18 protein-coding genes are annotated in these 15,811 nt (G+C 50.0%); 1 reads left to right on the forward strand and 17 read right to left on the reverse strand.

What is annotated here, in order from left to right; genetic code table 11:
• Nucleotides 1–7: 7 nt before the first annotated feature.
• From rpmC to BLX24_RS12755, 13 genes are all read right to left on the reverse strand, one after another.
• The gene (gene rpmC, locus BLX24_RS12695; RefSeq protein ID WP_071503507.1) at nt 8–202 is read right to left on the reverse strand and encodes a 50S ribosomal protein L29; all 195 of its coding nucleotides are present in this window, start codon (nt 200–202) and stop codon (nt 8–10) included.
• Between the two features lie 22 nt (nt 203–224).
• Nucleotides 225–650, reverse strand: a complete 426-nt coding sequence (rplP, locus tag BLX24_RS12700) for a 50S ribosomal protein L16 (protein WP_071503508.1) — start codon at nt 648–650, stop codon at nt 225–227.
• An 88-nt stretch (nt 651–738) separates the two neighbouring features.
• Nucleotides 739–1,611: a 30S ribosomal protein S3 gene (gene rpsC / locus BLX24_RS12705; RefSeq protein WP_071503509.1), complete on the reverse strand. Its 873-nt coding sequence runs from the start codon at nt 1,609–1,611 to the stop codon at nt 739–741.
• A gap of 6 nt (nt 1,612–1,617) precedes the next feature.
• Nucleotides 1,618–2,007 carry a 50S ribosomal protein L22 gene (gene rplV, locus BLX24_RS12710; RefSeq protein WP_071503510.1) on the reverse strand — a complete coding sequence of 130 codons (390 nt, stop codon included), beginning with the start codon at nt 2,005–2,007 and terminating at the stop codon, nt 1,618–1,620.
• Between the two features lie 68 nt (nt 2,008–2,075).
• The gene (rpsS, locus tag BLX24_RS12715; RefSeq protein ID WP_071503511.1) at nt 2,076–2,354 is read right to left on the reverse strand and encodes a 30S ribosomal protein S19; all 279 of its coding nucleotides are present in this window, start codon (nt 2,352–2,354) and stop codon (nt 2,076–2,078) included.
• Nucleotides 2,355–2,361: 7 nt separating this feature from the next.
• Nucleotides 2,362–3,186 (reverse strand): 50S ribosomal protein L2, encoded by an 825-nt coding sequence (rplB, locus tag BLX24_RS12720; RefSeq protein WP_071503512.1) that lies wholly within the window; start codon nt 3,184–3,186, stop codon nt 2,362–2,364.
• Nucleotides 3,187–3,215: 29 nt separating this feature from the next.
• Nucleotides 3,216–3,503, reverse strand: a complete 288-nt coding sequence (rplW, locus tag BLX24_RS12725; RefSeq protein WP_071503513.1) for a 50S ribosomal protein L23 — start codon at nt 3,501–3,503, stop codon at nt 3,216–3,218.
• 5 nt (nt 3,504–3,508) lie between these two features.
• A complete protein-coding gene (gene rplD, locus BLX24_RS12730) occupies nt 3,509–4,138 on the reverse strand; it encodes a 50S ribosomal protein L4 (RefSeq protein ID WP_071503514.1) in 630 nt (209 codons plus the stop codon).
• Nucleotides 4,139–4,143: 5 nt separating this feature from the next.
• Nucleotides 4,144–4,764, reverse strand: coding sequence for a 50S ribosomal protein L3 (gene rplC, locus BLX24_RS12735; RefSeq protein ID WP_071503515.1), 621 nt, complete (start codon nt 4,762–4,764; stop codon nt 4,144–4,146).
• 404 nt (nt 4,765–5,168) lie between these two features.
• Nucleotides 5,169–5,474 (reverse strand): 30S ribosomal protein S10, encoded by a 306-nt coding sequence (gene rpsJ, locus BLX24_RS12740; protein WP_071503516.1) that lies wholly within the window; start codon nt 5,472–5,474, stop codon nt 5,169–5,171.
• A 128-nt stretch (nt 5,475–5,602) separates the two neighbouring features.
• Entirely contained in the window at nt 5,603–7,720 is a 2,118-nt protein-coding gene (gene fusA, locus BLX24_RS12745; RefSeq protein WP_071503517.1) for an elongation factor G, read from the reverse strand.
• Nucleotides 7,721–8,116: 396 nt separating this feature from the next.
• Complete coding sequence (locus BLX24_RS12750) at nt 8,117–9,214, reverse strand: cytochrome-c peroxidase (protein WP_071503518.1); 1,098 nt, start codon at nt 9,212–9,214, stop codon at nt 8,117–8,119.
• A gap of 7 nt (nt 9,215–9,221) precedes the next feature.
• Nucleotides 9,222–9,974, reverse strand: a complete 753-nt coding sequence (locus BLX24_RS12755; protein ID WP_229201785.1) for an MbnP family protein — start codon at nt 9,972–9,974, stop codon at nt 9,222–9,224.
• Between the two features lie 202 nt (nt 9,975–10,176).
• Between BLX24_RS12755 and BLX24_RS12760 the strand changes: the two genes are divergently transcribed.
• A complete protein-coding gene (locus tag BLX24_RS12760; protein ID WP_083421944.1) occupies nt 10,177–11,271 on the forward strand; it encodes an alkaline phosphatase family protein in 1,095 nt (364 codons plus the stop codon).
• Between the two features lie 9 nt (nt 11,272–11,280).
• Here the strand turns inward: BLX24_RS12760 and BLX24_RS12765 are convergent, their stop codons facing one another.
• From BLX24_RS12765 to BLX24_RS12780, 4 genes are read right to left on the reverse strand one after another with little or no spacing between them, the layout of a single operon-like run.
• Nucleotides 11,281–12,516 (reverse strand): exo-alpha-sialidase, encoded by a 1,236-nt coding sequence (locus tag BLX24_RS12765; RefSeq protein ID WP_071503519.1) that lies wholly within the window; start codon nt 12,514–12,516, stop codon nt 11,281–11,283.
• Nucleotides 12,517–12,567: 51 nt separating this feature from the next.
• Nucleotides 12,568–14,931, reverse strand: coding sequence for a TonB-dependent receptor (locus BLX24_RS12770; protein WP_071503520.1), 2,364 nt, complete (start codon nt 14,929–14,931; stop codon nt 12,568–12,570).
• Between the two features lie 54 nt (nt 14,932–14,985).
• A complete protein-coding gene (locus tag BLX24_RS12775) occupies nt 14,986–15,384 on the reverse strand; it encodes a hypothetical protein (RefSeq protein WP_071503521.1) in 399 nt (132 codons plus the stop codon).
• A gap of 33 nt (nt 15,385–15,417) precedes the next feature.
• Nucleotides 15,418–15,801, reverse strand: a complete 384-nt coding sequence (locus BLX24_RS12780) for a hypothetical protein (protein WP_071503522.1) — start codon at nt 15,799–15,801, stop codon at nt 15,418–15,420.
• Between the last annotated feature and the right edge of the window lie 10 nt (nt 15,802–15,811).

Here is a 15,811-nt window from a genome sequence, read left to right on the forward strand (position 1 = left end):
TCGCTATTTAAGCCTGGCGCGTTTTGATCGTTAATTCTGTATTCAGACGGGCGATAAGCTTGCGGTTCTCACGGATACGCATCGGATTTTCGATAGGTGATACCGCGTGGGCAAACTTAAGTTTTAACAACCGGTCCTGTTCTGCAGCGATTTGCTCGCGCAATTGTTCGACAGATAATGCCTTGATTTCTTCCTTTTTCATGACTTGTGTCTAAACGCTAGGCTTATTCTTGCTCCTGATAATCACGGCGCACCACAAACTTGGTCCGTACCGGTAATTTTTGAGCTGCAAGCCGCAGCGCTTCCATCCCTGTTTCGAGTGGCACACCAGTTGCCTCAAACAGGATGGTACCCGGTTTCACAACCGCTACCCAATATTCGGGAGCACCTTTACCTTTACCCATCCGAACTTCGGCCGGTTTCTTAGTAATCGGCTTGTCCGGGAAAATGCGAATCCAGACCTGGCCTTCGCGTTTCATAGCCCGCGTAACTGAGATACGGGCTGCTTCTATCTGACGGGCCGTAATCCAGCCTGGCTCCAGAGACTTGATCGCAAATGTACCAAAAGAAATTTGGTGACCACGTGTTGCAAGACCTTTGACTCTGCCTTTCTGCTGCTTACGGAACTTAGTTCTTCTTGGCTGTAACATTTCTCTTGAATGTTAGCGTCATAAGTCGAAAGTCTAAAGATGATTATCGTTAAAAACGACGGTTAACTTTTGACTTCTGACTTTCGACTTATTTACGATTACCTCCTCCACGGTTGTTGCCGGCTCCACCACCGCGGTTGTTACCGCCACGGTTGTTACCACCACCACGATTACCGCCACGGTCGTTACGGTCGTTACGGCCACGGCCACGATCGTTGCCATCACGGTCGCCACGAGGGCCGCGACGATCACCACGATCACCACCACGGTCGCCACGATCACTACGTTCGCCGGCGGCAGCGGCACTTGCCATCGCTGCTGGTGACAGATCGCGCTTACCGTATACTTCGCCTTTGAATACCCAAACTTTAATACCGATTTTACCGTAAATCGTTTGAGCTTCAGAAATTGCGTAATCGATATCAGCACGCAGTGTGTGCAGAGGAACACGACCTTCTTTGTACTGTTCTGTACGGGCCATTTCAGCACCACCCAGACGACCTGACAATTTCACCTTGATTCCTTGAGCCCCTACGCGCATGGCAGAGCTGATCGCCTGCTTCATGGCACGACGGAATGAAATACGAGCCTGTAACTGCTGGGCAATTGCTTCACCGATCAGTTTAGCGTCGATTTCAGGACGTTTGATCTCGAAGATGTTAATCTGGACGTCTTTGCCCGTGATTTTCTTTAATTCTTCTTTGATCTTGTCAACTTCTCCACCGCCTTTACCGATAACGATACCTGGACGGGCAGTATGAATTGTCAACGTAATGCGTTTCAGAGTACGCTCAATAACAACCCGGGCAATCGCTCCTTTCGGAATACGGGCTGCAATATATTTGCGGATTTTTTCGTCTTCAACCAGTTTGTCAGCAAATTCTTTGCCACCATACCAGCTTGATTCCCAGCCACGAACAATGCCAAGACGAAGACCTACCGGATTTACTTTCTGTCCCATTCGGTGTTACTCGTTATCAGATTTTTCCGTTTCTACCTCGTAGTCGTTTGCAACGTCTGCGCTATCAACCACCAGCGTGATGTGGTTTGACCGTTTCCGGATCCGGTGTCCGCGACCTTGCGGAGCCGGACGTAAACGTTTCAGCACGGGACCGCCATCAACAAATACCGTTTTGATGAACAGATCGGCATCTTCGATATTAACGTCTTCGTTTTTTTGCTGCCAGTTAGCTACTGCCGACAGAAGAACTTTCTGCATAACGGCGGCACCTGCCTGTGGCTGGTATTTCAGGAGACCCAGAGCCCGGCTTACACGCTGACCACGAATCAGGTCAGCGATCAAGCGCATTTTGCGGGGCGACGTGGGCACATTTCTCAGTTTTGCTACTGCTTCCATGTTTTTTCGAGTGGTGAGGGGCGTCATCAGCGGCTAGCGGGCCAACCGGTTAATGACTCCCACCTGGTTTATCGTTTGCCCTTGTCTTTTTTTGCAACGTGACCGCGGAAGTTCCGGGTTGGTGCAAATTCACCCAGCTTGTGGCCTACCATGTTTTCCGTTACGTATACCGGTATAAACTTGTTACCGTTATGTACGGCAAACGTGTGACCGATGAAATCAGGAGAGATCATCGACCGGCGAGACCAGGTTTTGATTACTGACTTCTTGCCTGAGTCGTTCATCGTCTGAACTTTATTGTCCAGACGAAAATCTATATACGGGCCTTTCTTTAGTGAACGTGCCATCTATTTATTACTTTTTCCGTCGGCTAATGATCAAACTATTCGACTGATTCTTAGGCTTACGCGTTTTCTGGCCTTTTGCAAACTGACCATTCCGCGAGCGTGGGTGACCACCTGATGCACGGCCTTCGCCACCACCCATCGGGTGATCGATCGGGTTCATAGCAACACCACGTACACGAGGACGACGACCTAACCAACGTACACGACCGGCTTTACCCATTGTGTAGTTCATGTGATCAGGATTCGATACTGAACCTACAGTAGCGAAGCATACGCCTAATACTTTACGTGTTTCGCCTGACGGCATACGCAGGATAGCATATTTGTCTTCACGACCTACCAGCTGCGCATACGTTCCTGCACTACGGGCCATAGCGCCCCCTTTACCAGGGTGCAGCTCAATGTTGTGAACGATGGTACCGATCGGCATTTTGGCCAGTGGCATTGCGTTCCCGACATCCGGTGTAGAGCCTTCGCCTGACTGGATCGTTTTACCAACGGCCAGACCTTGCGGAGCGATGATATAGCGTTTCTCGCCGTCTGTATACTGAACCAGCGCGATACGTGCTGAACGGTTTGGATCGTACTCGATTGTCAATACTTCGGCCGGAACGCCTGTTTTGTCCCGTTTGAAGTCGATAATACGGTACATCCGCTTATGACCACCACCGATGTAGCGCATTGTCCGACGACCCTGGCTGTTACGGCCACCGGTTCTTTTTATTGGTTCCAGCAGGCTTTTCTCCGGCTTGGAAGCGGTCAGTTCCGAGAAGTCCGGAGCTACGCGGAAGCGCGTACCCGGCGTTACTGGTTTTAATTTCTTAACTCCCATGATTGTTTATTCCGTTATTGCCCTCCGGCTTACAGGTCTGCGTAGATGTCAATTACTTCACCTTCCGCCAGTGTCACAATAGCCTTCTTGGTAGTTGAGGTCTTACCGGTCACAATCCGACCGTTGATACTCTTGCTGCGTGTCTTACCCAGCGTGCGCAGTGTGCGAACGCTTTCTACGTTCACGCCGTACATTTTTTCGATAGCCTTGCTGATTTCAAACTTGTTGGCTTTCAGTTCTACCTCGAAGGCATACTGGCCCTGTTTGTTCAAGACTGTCATCTTTTCCGTTATAATCGGTCTCTTTAAAACGCTCATGATAATTACTGCTCAAAAAGTGTTTGGAGTTTCGACAGCGCTTCTTCACTAATCAACAGACGATCAGCATTGATCAGATCGTATGTGTTTACCTGACTGGCAGTAACCACTTTCGCCTTTTGTACGTTCCGGCTCGACAGGACTACGTTTGAGTCTACGTCTGGCAGGATGAGCAGTGTTTTCTTAGCACCCAGAGATACTGAACCAAGGAAAGAGATGTAATCTTTTGTACGTGGTTTCTCGAAGGCAACTGAATCAATAACGGAAATGCTATTTGCCTGAGCTTTAGCGGCCAGTGCTGATTTGCGTGCCAGCTGCTTAACTTTCTTATTCAGTTTGAAGCTATAATCCCGCGGACGTGGACCGAAAATGGTACCACCACCTACGAATACCGGCGATTTGATGCTACCTGCACGTGCACCGCCTGTACCTTTTTGCTTCTTCAGTTTGCGTGTTGAGTGAGCATTCTCAGCACGTTCTTTTGCTTTGTGCGTTCCTTGGCGCTGATTAGCTAGGTATTGCTTAACGTCCAGGTAAATCGCATGCTCGTTTGGTTCGATACCAAAAATGTCTTCCGGCAGCGTAACCTTCTTTCCCGTATCCTCGCCTTTGCTGTTATATACGATAAGTTCCATGACGCTTACTTCTCAATAATTACGAATGAATTTTTAGCACCCGGAACCGACCCGCTGATAACAAGCAGGTTTTGCTCAGGCATCACCTTCAACACTTTCAGGTTTTGCACCTTTACGCGGTTACCGCCCATGCGACCCGCCATACGCAATCCTTTGAATACCCGTGACGGGAATGAACAGGCACCGATTGAACCAGGGTGACGCTGACGGTTGTGCTGACCGTGCGTTTGACCACCGACACCACCGAAACCGTGACGCTTCACAACGCCCTGGAATCCGCGGCCTTTGGCTGTGCCAACTACATCTACGAAGTCTCCTTCTCCGAATACATCGGCCACTTGCAGAGTGTCGCCGAGGTTGAATTCTGTTGTGAATTCTTTGAATTCGACCAGCTTACGCTTAGGGGTTGTACCAGCCTTTTTGAAATGGCCTTGCAACGGCTTGTTCGTATGCTTTTCTTTCTTTTCGCCGAAACCCAATTGCACCGCTTCATACCCATCTTTCTCAGTGGTACGAACCTGGGTTACGACACAGGGACCAGTTTGAATGACTGTACATGCCAGAGCCTGCCCGTCCGCATTGTACACGCTGGTCATCCCGATTTTTTTTCCAATTAAACCAGACATTTGTTTTGTAACTGTTGTAAGCAGGAAAAATTAAAAAATTTGACCTCCGCCGAAACGGAGCCGCAAAATTAGAGAGAATCATGCAGGACTACAAACTGTATCTTGCAGATTTTCAACATTTCAGACAAAAAAATAGCCAGGTATGAAATACACCTGACCGCTGTATGCCGTATTAGCCTTATGGCTTATACTGGCACGTTGTCAGATGTGGTTTCCAGTACGAGACCAGACCTTCATCCAGGTTATGTCGTTACAAGAGACTCTACTAATTCGGAGTGCAAAATTATGCAATCTTTTTTTCATTGCAAAACATTGACACACAAAAAAATATACCACTACCTTACGGATAGTGGTATACTCCATTCAGCCTTGAAAATAACGGGCCTTTGGCCAATTATTTATCATTAAACTTTGATTTCAACGTCAACGCCGCTAGGCAGCTCCAGTTTCATCAGGGCATCTACCGTTTTAGCGCTCGTTGAATAGATATCTACCAGACGCTTATACGTACACAGCTGGAATTGTTCCCGTGATTTTTTGTTCACGTGTGGCGAACGGAGAACTGTGTAGATTTCTTTGTCAGTTGGCAAAGGAATTGGTCCGCTCACAACAGCACCTGTTGACTTAACGGCCTTCACAATTTTCTCAGCCGATTTGTCAACCAGATTGTGGTCGAACGACTTCAGTTTAATGCGAATTTTTTGGCTCATTCTGTTTGGTTCGTTAAACGTTTATGGAATTAACCGGCGAAAGAACCATTTACTCCTCCGGCAATTGTACTTATTAAAATTTATGCTTACCAACTCCGGAGAGTCAGTAAGCATAAACGAATCAGCTATTACGCGTTGATTGTACCTTTCGCTTTGGCAACTACAGTTTCAGCCAGGTTGTTTGGCAGTACTTCGTAGTGTGAGAACGTAAGGTTAGCCGTTGCACGACCTGACGAGATTGTACGGAGGTCTGTTACGTAACCGAACAATTCTGAAAGTGGTACGTCTGCTTTGATAACCTGTGAACCGGCACGGGTATCCATACCTTTCATGATACCGCGGCGACGGTTCAGGTCACCGGTGATCGGACCCGTGTACTCGTCCGGCGTCAGTACTTCTACTGCCATGATTGGTTCGAGCAGTTTCGGACCTGCCTGACGGGCAGCTTCACGGAAACCAGTCCGGGCAGCTAATTCGAATGACAGTGAGTCGGAGTCAACATCGTGGTATGAACCGTGGAACAGACGCACTTTCATTGAATCAAGCGGGTAACCGGCAAGCGGACCGTTTGACATTGCTTCGTTGAAACCTTTCTGAACAGCAGGGATAAATTCTTTTGGAATTACACCACCTACGATTCCGTTCACAAACTGAAGACCGGTTTTTGTGGTACCATCTTCTTCTGCGTCCCGTGGTCCGATTTCGAACACGATATCGGCAAATTTACCACGACCACCTGTTTGTTTCTTGTAAACCTCACGGTGTTCGAAGTTTTTCGTCAGTGTCTCTTTGTAAGCAACCTGAGGAGCACCCTGGTTTACTTCTACCTTGAACTCGCGACGCATACGGTCGATGATGATTTCAAGGTGTAATTCACCCATACCACGGATAATTGTCTGACCGGTATCTTCGTCAGTTTCAACTTTCAGGGTAGGATCTTCTTCGATCAGTTTAGTGATCGCTTTAGAGAAGTTATCCTGATCGGCTGTTTTCTTAGGCTCGATAGCGTAACCAATAACCGGATCAGGGAATACCATGGCTTCCAGAACGATCGGGTTCTTTTCATCAGACAGGGTATCACCTGTTTTGATGTCTTTGAAACCTACAACCGCTGCAATGTCACCAGCTTCCAGACGCTCGATCTGGTTCTGCTTGTTGGCGTGCATCTGGAAGATACGGGAGATACGTTCTTTGTTGCCTGAACGGTTGTTGAGGATGTAAGAACCTGACTCCAGTACACCTGAGTAAGCCCGAACGAAGCAAAGGCGACCTACATAAGGGTCAGTCGCGATTTTGAACGCAAGAGCAGTAAACGGATCTTCTACACTTGGACGACGGGTAATTTCGGCGTCTGTATCAGGGTTTGTACCGATGATGCTATCCCGATCCAGTGGTGAAGGCATCAGCGCCATCACGTAATCGAGCATCGTCTGCACACCTTTGTTTTTGAAAGCAGAACCGCAAAGCATAGGAACGATCTTCATCTGGATCGTCGCCTCGCGCAGAGCGGCCAGCATTTCATCTTCGGTGATCGACTCAGGATCCTCGAAGTATTTTTCCATCAGTGTGTCGTCGACTTCAGCTACTGCTTCAAGCAGTTTTCCGCGCCATTCAATGGCTTCGTCGAGCATGTCGTCAGGAATAGGAACCTCTGTGAACGTCATGCCTTTGTCATGCTCGTTCCAGGTGATGCCCCGGAAGTTTACCAGATCAACCACACCTTTGAAGTCTGCTTCGGCGCCGATTGGCAGCTGAAGCGGAACGGCGTTGCTACCCAGCATTTCCTTAACCTGCTTAACTACGTTCAGGAAGTCAGCACCGGCACGGTCCATTTTGTTTACGAAGCCCAGACGAGGTACTTTGTAATTGTTGGCCAGACGCCAGTTCGTTTCTGATTGCGGTTCTACACCATCAACCGAGCTGAACAGGAACACCAGACCATCCAGTACACGCAGTGAGCGGTTTACTTCTACCGTAAAGTCAACGTGACCCGGGGTATCGATGATGTTGATGTGGTATTTCTGGGCACGGTATTCCCAGTTTACCGTTGTAGCAGCTGAGGTAATTGTGATACCACGCTCCTGCTCCTGCTCCATCCAGTCCATCGTGGCAGCACCTTCGTGCACCTCACCGATTTTGTGGCTTACACCGGAATAGTACAGAATCCGCTCGGTTGTTGTCGTCTTACCCGCATCAATGTGGGCAGCGATACCGATGTTTCTCGTGAATCGTAAGTCGCGAGCCATTATTGTGTTATACTGAAGTTATGAAGTTCGAATGCGATTATTAAGTATGCTTTTTTTGTAAAGAACATACCTACTCAAAATCAGGACGCAAAGTTACTGATAAACAATTTATAAACCAAGTGGGGACCCGGAATTAAAGCAAAACGCAATGATTGATAAATGAGGAAGTTAGGATTCTCTATCTGCATTATTACTTCGACAGAAACCCTTTTGCTATTAAATAAGGAATAAGGAGCCATAAAAGCCCTTTAACAAGAAAAAACAAAAAGCCTGCCCACCCAATCCGCTTAAGCCAGGCTTTAAATCGCTGGTTATCCATATGCCTCTAAACGCCGTTTTTTCTTTTCCTGTTCGCCCGGCGTACTATAAAATTCTGCTTTTTGCAGACACACTGATTCAGTTGGGCTGAAACTGCCGGTTATTCAAAAATTCATAATCAGTCAATGACAGTAAAAAGGCCAGCAGGTCTTTCTGTTCCTGAGCGGTAAGGGGTATACCCAACTGACCGTTTTGCTTCAGTAACGGATCCAGCTGCGGCGTATCCTGAACGCCGGTGGCGTAATGCTGAATCACCTGCTGTAAGGTCTGGAACCGTCCGTCGTGCATGTACGGAGGAGTAAATTCGACGTTGCGCAAACCGGGCACCCGGAACTTATACTGATCCGTGGTCAGCAGCGTAACGGTGTAACGGCCTTTGTCATCCGTGCGGGCGTTGGCCAGTTTCGGCAGTCCATTGTTGCGGAAAGTCTGATCGGTAAACAATTCACCACTGTGACAGCCTGCACATTTTGCCTTGAAAAGTGTTAAACCCCGTCTGGCTTCTTCGCTCAGATCCCCGCCGGTTTCTCCGCGTGTATATTTATCATAGGTAGAATTAGCCGAAACAAGCGTCAGCATAAACTGCGACAGGGCTTTCAGAAAAGTAGCGGTAGTAATGGAGTCGGTTCCGAAAGCGGCTTTAAACATAGTACGGTATTTCGCCGTTTGCCGTACTTTGGCCAGTACATTCGTCATGGAATCCCCCATTTCAACGGGATTCTGGATGGGTGCAATAGGCAGTAAGTCCAGATCGACAATACCGCCATCCCAGAAAAAGTGCTGTCCCCAGGCAACGTTCTGAATGGCCGGCACATTCCGGATACCGGTCTGATCGTTAATACCGTGGCTTAGCGGGTGATCGGTATGCGCAAAGGCATTGAACGGCGAATGACAAAAACCACAGGTAATGGTGCCATTCCGCGAAAGAAGTCCGTCATAAAAAAGGGCTTTCCCGAGTTGCACTCCCTGAACCGTCAGCGGGTTCTTCGCAAAATTATAGACAGGAGCCGGAAAATTGGCAGGTTTAGTCCAGGTATAAGGTGTTGTCTGCACCGGCGTTACCGGCTCAGGACCAGGCTCTTCTCCCCCGCCCGAATTACCCGGCTTGCAGGAAACAACAATGTACCCCCAGAACCCAACGGCTGCCATTAAACCAATCCACTGCCAGCGACTCATATGCCTGTTAATTTGACTGCAGGTTTACAAAGCGGAACATCTGACTGTAATTATTGGCAATGGTCGCAGAAAAATCGGAGACCATCACGTCCGGATGTTGCGCAATACTAATCTTTGTGGCGCCATCGAAAATAGTCGCTACATCCGTCCGGATTTGTACGGCAGGTGTCAGATTCTGACCAACTACGGCTTTAGTATTAGTAAAGGATACCCGAACCGTACGCAGGTTATTGAGGGTTTTGGCCTGATAGCCACCGAACAGCCCAATGTGGTACATAAACGTTCCGGCCGTTTCAACCGCCTGTGGTGAACTACCTTCCAGCTTCAGAAAAATATAGCCCGAATTCCAGTCCCAGTACATGCCACCGCTGTGTCCGCCTACCGGATCCAGCACACCGGTACGCTTGCTGACATCCATCGTATTCCGCAGACTATCCACGCCGACCATAAACTCCATACCGGTGTATTCACCGTAGGGAATTTGACCGACCGAAATGGTCTGAGTTGCCGGCTGGCTTTCACGAATCAGGAAGTAGCTGCTGTCTTGCGGAACCGTAAATGAGGTCCCGTCTGCTTTTAGTAGTTTAATGTTACTGACATAGTAATTGAAGAGCGACACCGAGAACGTCTCATTACTGCTGTTGGTATACGTACCGGTGTTTAAGACAAGGTCTTTATCGCCTACCACATTGTCAAAAGTAACCCGCACCCGGCCGGTTGGTGCTGTTTCAGGATCGCGCTGGCATCCCCACAGAAGCATAGTACATACTATACCAATCAGTGTATATATTCTCGTCATGGCATTTTCTGCTTTAAAAGGTAAGTTCTGCATTGTATAACGTCCGATATAGGGTAAGCGTTGCGCTGATCCGGCCTTTTATTTTACCTGACCGGACAAATTTCATGAAATGTTAATGCATAACTGATCGTCACACAGTCGTCTGCGTATTTCTTTTGCCATTATGATGAAATCATCTATCCTCCTCTGGTTTCTGCTGCTTTTCAGCGTTGTATGCGCGCAGCCAGCGCTGGCACAACCGGCCCAAAACATTGTATTGATCACCCTCGACGGCGTACGCTGGCAGGAAGTGTTTACAGGAGCCGACTCAACACTGCTTTTCGATCCGGTTTTCTCGCCGGACACCGCCAAAGCGCGCAAGACATTCTGGGCTCCCACAGCGGCCGAACGCCGGCAAAAGCTGCTTCCTTTCTGGTGGAACGTCGTAGCGAAACAAGGACAGCTCTACGGTAACCGATTAAAAGACAGCAAGGTGAACACCGCCAATCCATATTGGTTCAGCTATCCGGGATACAACGAAATTCTGTCGGGCTTTGCCGATGAACGCATTAGTTCAAACGACAAGAAAGATAACCCGAATACAACGGTGCTGGAGTACCTGAATCAGCAGCCGGGCTTCAAAAACCGTATTGCGGTCTTCTCGTCATGGAATGTTATTGAGGCGGCCGTCAATGAAAACCGCAGCGGGATTTATGCTAACTCGGCGAATGAGCTGATTGTTAATCCACGTACCAGTTCCGATTCACTGCTTAATGATATGATGCGGTTGCTCCCGTCTCAGTTCGGCGATGGCGTCCGGCAGGACTTCCTGACCTACTTCATGGCCAAAAACTACCTCAAACAAAACAAGCCGCGTGTACTCTTTCTTTCGTTTGATGAAACCGATGACCTGGCGCATGCGGGCAAATACGCGGACCATCTCGAGATGCTGCATTCCATCGACGGCATGCTGAATGACCTGTGGCAGACCATCCAGACTATGCCGCAGTATGCCGGTAAAACAACCTTTATTATTACGACCGATCATGGCCGCGGCCACACGCCGAAAGTCCGCTGGAAAGACCACGGCACCAAAACCGCCGACTCCTACCAGATGTGGTTTGGCGTGGCGGGGGCAGGTGTTGCACCGACCGGCGAGCAACAGGGCGGGCCGGTACTTTTCCAGAATCAGCTGGCTGCCACCATTGCCCGGCTACTCGGCGTTACCTATAAAGCAGAACACCCGGTCGGAGAGCCTGTGTCATCCGTCTTTAAGTAAGCAACCGGTTTACAGGTCAGTCACCAGCCGGGAAACAATAACCGAACTACCACCCGTGGTCTGCTGCTGTTCATACGCAAGCAGCAGGCCGTTTCTGGTGACCATCACGGCCGGATAGGTGGCATGCTGGTTTTCATCAGTCAGGAAGGTTAATGGTTTTACGGTTTTCCCGCTTATCAGCTGCATACAAATGCGTTGTGCATATTCCGGAAATCCATCTTCGGCTACCTTCCCTTTTTTGGGGAATGCTTCATCCCAAACCCACACCAGTTGACCATGATAACTGGTCAGCTGCGGATGTTTGGCGCGGTCTGACATCCGGCTTGCCACCAGCGAAGAGTTACCCAGTTTGGCCAGACGCAGCCCGGTTGCCTTTTCCTTGCCCGAAAACCAGGTTGCGTAGATTCCATCGCCGGTCTGTTCAACATCCGGTCCTGCGTGCGGACAGGCATTGATCCGCCAGTTATCCGCGTAGACCCTCTCCGGCTTGCTGAACGTCTGACCGCCATCAGCCGAAACCACATGGCTGATATCGCGCGCGCCCGGATTGGCATCCGTTGATGACTCCTCCATGTCGCGGTACATCAGGTGAATATTGCCCTGCTGATCGACAAAAATGTTGGTCCGGCAACACTGACAGGCATTGTCATCCACGATACGTTCTTCCGTAAAGCCTCCTTCCGGCAGTGTCTGCACAAACCGTACACTGCGTCCGGGCTTACCGGGCATTTTATCATCGAGCCAGACAATACCGATCTGTCCGTTCGGCAAGCGAGTCATATCGCTGAACGAATGGCTTTTACCGGGTGTCGTGTCGCGGTGAAGTGCTTTGGCCGGCGTCCAGGTCTTACCGCCGTCTGATGAGGTCGTAAACAACAAATCGCCGGCAAAGCGTGAGGCCGCTGCCGGACGCGGCACCTCCAACAAGGCCAGAATGGTCCCATCGGCTTTGAATGCCAGCTTCGGCATGCCTTCCGCATGCACCGACAAGTCCGCCGGCGCAGCAACCTGCACCTTGGGGCCAAAGGTCTGCCCGCCATCCGCTGAGACAGAGAAAAAGAACCTGGCTGACTTATCATCCACGCGCTCGGCCCAGCTTAATACCGGATTACCGTGCTGATCAGTGGAGAAGCGGGGGGTCAGGCCGGTAAACGCCGGATCTGACAAACGCGTAGCAGCAGGTTTCGGGGCAGGTTTAAGGGCCAGAATACCCAGCAGACAGATACAGGAGATGATCGTTTTCATACAGAGAAAACCCTCCCGGAAGACCGGCTTCCGGGAGGTGGTTAAGTGATGTTATTTTTTACCGGTAAAGTTGTATTGGATACCCGCCACAAAGGTTCGTGGCGCAGCAGGGGTAAACGTAGTGCGGTCGGTAGCGGCATTACCGCGTGTTGCGTTGGTAGCATAAAGTGCATTGGTCAGGTTCAGCACATTACCGAATACCTCAATGCCTCTCCACTGATAGCCAATCCGGACGTTCATGATATCATAGCCCGGATAGGTGATTGTATTTACCTGGTTCTGGTACCAGGACGACACATGCTGCCACTCCACCGAAGTCCGGAATTTGGGCAGCCAGGCCGGATAATAGCTCAGTTCTGTGTTCCAGAGCCAGCGCGGGGCCGACGGCATGTCCTTGCCGTTTACATCTTTTACGGCATCTGACGCCCGCTGACTCAGCGTAAAGGCCACAAACCGGTGGATGGCATTCGTCCCGCCAAAGCGAAAAAACAACTGTTTCGACGGTTTGTAGGTCAGTCCGAATTCAACACCACGATGCAGGGTTTTCCCGACCGACTGGTAGTCGGTTGAGTTATCCGGTTGCCGGATGTTGAGCAGTTCGTTGGTGCCGTTCATCTGGTAATAGGCCAGATCGATGTATACCTTATTTTTAAACGCCGATGCCCAGCCACCAACTTCCATGTTGTTGAACAGCGCCGGTGTAATGTTGTAGTAGAACAAATCGCCGTTGGCCGCTGCGACAGGCCGTTTCCGGAAAATAGCCGTTAAGGCCGGCGGTGAGAAACCTTTCGAATAGCTGGCATACAGCCCTTTGCCCTTGCCCAGATCGTAGGTCAGCCCCAGTTTCGGCGTAGCCTGACTATATTCCTTTGTCCCGCCAACGGCCAGACCGGTCGTTTTATCCAGATCAAGGTTATTCACATAATCGAATGACATACGGTCGTAGCGCACACCGGCCGATACCCGCAGCCGTGAAACCGGCTCAAACTCAACCTGCGCATACAGTCCCGTGTTAAAAATGTCGGCATTGTAATTGGCCAGCTGAACATCCGGCCGTTCTTTGGCGATAGTATACCTCTCAACCGACTTTTTATCGGCCCGCAACTGTGCATTCAGATCGACCTGATAGGCCCAATACGTGTTCGGCGACAGGTCGACCGTAGCACCGGCAATCACCTTTGCGTTCAGGAACGGCAGCTTCTGAGTATGCTGGGCAATGATGCCTTTACTTTTAAAGTCATTGGAGTTAATCTGACCGGTAGCGGTTGAGGCACCTGATTTCCAGATGATGCTGTACGATGGATTCTGCCCGTGCTTGTTATCCCGCAGAAAAGCCGTTATGAACGACTGAGAGCCGTTTTTCCACTCATGTTCCAGCGTCAGCCGCGTCCGCAGTGAGTACGATTTCCGGTACGTAAAATCCGTCGTGCTGACGTACTGACGACTGTAAAACGCCACACTATCGACGCTGCCGCTGGTCTGCGAGTCGTAGTTATTATAGGATAACGCACCCGTCAGCCGCGTTTTAGGGGTAAAACTGTATTCGACCCGCGCATTAACGGCGGCCTTGTCGTAGTCTGAGCTGGTCATCCAGGCACTACGCTGACGGGCAACAAAACCGCCCACATACACGCCAAGTTTACCCATGGTGGCACCGGCCCCGTATTGTATCCGTTTATAGCCCCACTGATCGGCCTGAACGCCGATCCGGGCGGTTGGCACCACCGTCGGACGCTGGGTAATAAAGTTGATCGCTCCTCCGACCGCTTCTGCTCCGTATATCGATGAAACCGGACCTTTCACCACCTCAACCGAGCTGATGGCAAGCTGGTTAAATTCCAGAATGGAGTTGTGGTTGAATACCCCCATCGGCCGGATCGGAATCCCGTCTTCAAGATACAGAAAGTAGGCATTTGTGGTCATCGGCTGCCGTATCGCCATCATGTGCTGCTCATTATTGAGGTTAACCATCAGCACACCCGGCACCTTATTCACGATTTCGTATAGCGCGGTTGGCTTAGTTTCTTCGATGATTCGGGGCGACAGGCGGGAAATGGCAATCGGCGTTTCCGTGCGCAGCGTTGCTTCGCGGTTGCCGGTCACCACGATCGTCTGTAAATCTTCAATGCTTGGTTCGAGCGCAATGCCGCTGCCAATCGCTGACGCGTTGATTTCCTGCGTGCCATAGCCTACCGAAGAAATGACCAGACGGGCATTGTCAGTAGCTTGCTTTAGCTCAAAGCGCCCATTAACGTCGGTTGTCGTTCCGGTTTGGCCCTGTACCACACGAATGGTAGCCCCGATAACCGGTTCTTTGGTCTGCGCATCAAAAATGCGCCCTTTTATGGTCTGAGCAAATGTATTGACAGACAGCAGCATGGCCACTGTCAATGAAAGTAACTTTGGTGAATTCATGAAAATGTCTGTACTGAAAAACTAACGGTATGCTTCGTTTGGTGCGGAAGCGGATCAGTACGACAAAGCAGGCGGACGGAAAACCCCGGACAAATAGCCGGGCCGTGTTACTATGTAAAGAAAAGTAAGGACATGTTGGTTGATGAATGTGGTTAAAGGTGCGGTTGAGGCAACATACCGAAGCACTATATCTTGGTAATAAACGGCTTTCAGCAGCCGGTTTACCACTTCTTCGGTCTTCGATTGTTCTTCCCGCTCCTGAGCAGCCCTGAGGCGTTTTGCCAGATAGCATTTCCCGTCGCAGTGCAGCTCAGGCCGGTTTTTATTTTCACAGAAATTACTGACGATATACGCCTTCCGGAGTTCAAAATCCAGCAGAATACACGGCACAATCAGCACTTTGGCGCAAAGTGTGACCAGCAGAAAAAGCGCTATGTATCTCCGGAACAGCAAAGAAAAGCGTTAGTTAAGCAGTGTTGGTAACGGTTAGTGTTCGCATTTTTCCATAACCTCATGGAAGCGGTCATGCAGCGCTGTAATGGCCTTCTTGATGTCGGCTTCCGGCTTTTTCTGCTGCACCAGTTTATCCAGCGCGGCCGACTCCTTTGCCAGCAGGTCTATCGATTGCTTAACCCCTTCTTTCTGGTAATCTGTCGGGATGGCTGCTTTCTGCAAGGCAACGGCTTTGGCCACCAGTTCACCGGAGCGGGCCATTACCGGCTTCAGGTTTCCTTCTTCGGCCGGATGGAATGTCTGCGCCATTACAGAATGGTAGTCATCCAGTTCTTTCCAGGCCTTTTTCTGGCCGAACGACAACAGGCTGACCAGCATAAAGAGGCCGGTAATGAGGGCGGTTTGTTTGATTTTCATGGTTTAGTTG

It is taken from the genome of Arsenicibacter rosenii, from assembly GCF_001870735.1.
In the GTDB taxonomy this organism is placed as follows: Bacteria; Bacteroidota; Bacteroidia; order Cytophagales; family Spirosomataceae; genus Arsenicibacter; species Arsenicibacter rosenii.

What these genes read in the sequence shown, in the direction of transcription:
- rpmC (WP_071503507.1), bottom strand. Translation starts at nt 202, where the DNA reads ATGAAAAAGGAAGAAATCAAGGCATTATCTGTCGAACAATTGCGCGAG.
- rplP (WP_071503508.1), bottom strand. Translation starts at nt 650, where the DNA reads ATGTTACAGCCAAGAAGAACTAAGTTCCGTAAGCAGCAGAAAGGCAGA.
- rpsC (WP_071503509.1), bottom strand. Translation starts at nt 1,611, where the DNA reads ATGGGACAGAAAGTAAATCCGGTAGGTCTTCGTCTTGGCATTGTTCGT.
- rplV (WP_071503510.1), bottom strand. Translation starts at nt 2,007, where the DNA reads ATGGAAGCAGTAGCAAAACTGAGAAATGTGCCCACGTCGCCCCGCAAA.
- rpsS (WP_071503511.1), bottom strand. Translation starts at nt 2,354, where the DNA reads ATGGCACGTTCACTAAAGAAAGGCCCGTATATAGATTTTCGTCTGGAC.
- rplB (WP_071503512.1), bottom strand. Translation starts at nt 3,186, where the DNA reads ATGGGAGTTAAGAAATTAAAACCAGTAACGCCGGGTACGCGCTTCCGC.
- rplW (WP_071503513.1), bottom strand. Translation starts at nt 3,503, where the DNA reads ATGAGCGTTTTAAAGAGACCGATTATAACGGAAAAGATGACAGTCTTG.
- rplD (WP_071503514.1), bottom strand. Translation starts at nt 4,138, where the DNA reads ATGGAACTTATCGTATATAACAGCAAAGGCGAGGATACGGGAAAGAAG.
- rplC (WP_071503515.1), bottom strand. Translation starts at nt 4,764, where the DNA reads ATGTCTGGTTTAATTGGAAAAAAAATCGGGATGACCAGCGTGTACAAT.
- rpsJ (WP_071503516.1), bottom strand. Translation starts at nt 5,474, where the DNA reads ATGAGCCAAAAAATTCGCATTAAACTGAAGTCGTTCGACCACAATCTG.
- fusA (WP_071503517.1), bottom strand. Translation starts at nt 7,720, where the DNA reads ATGGCTCGCGACTTACGATTCACGAGAAACATCGGTATCGCTGCCCAC.
- BLX24_RS12750 (WP_071503518.1), bottom strand. Translation starts at nt 9,214, where the DNA reads ATGAGTCGCTGGCAGTGGATTGGTTTAATGGCAGCCGTTGGGTTCTGG.
- BLX24_RS12755 (WP_229201785.1), bottom strand. Translation starts at nt 9,974, where the DNA reads ATGCTTCTGTGGGGATGCCAGCGCGATCCTGAAACAGCACCAACCGGC.
- BLX24_RS12760 (WP_083421944.1), top strand. Translation starts at nt 10,177, where the DNA reads ATGATGAAATCATCTATCCTCCTCTGGTTTCTGCTGCTTTTCAGCGTT.
- BLX24_RS12765 (WP_071503519.1), bottom strand. Translation starts at nt 12,516, where the DNA reads ATGAAAACGATCATCTCCTGTATCTGTCTGCTGGGTATTCTGGCCCTT.
- BLX24_RS12770 (WP_071503520.1), bottom strand. Translation starts at nt 14,931, where the DNA reads ATGAATTCACCAAAGTTACTTTCATTGACAGTGGCCATGCTGCTGTCT.
- BLX24_RS12780 (WP_071503522.1), bottom strand. Translation starts at nt 15,801, where the DNA reads ATGAAAATCAAACAAACCGCCCTCATTACCGGCCTCTTTATGCTGGTC.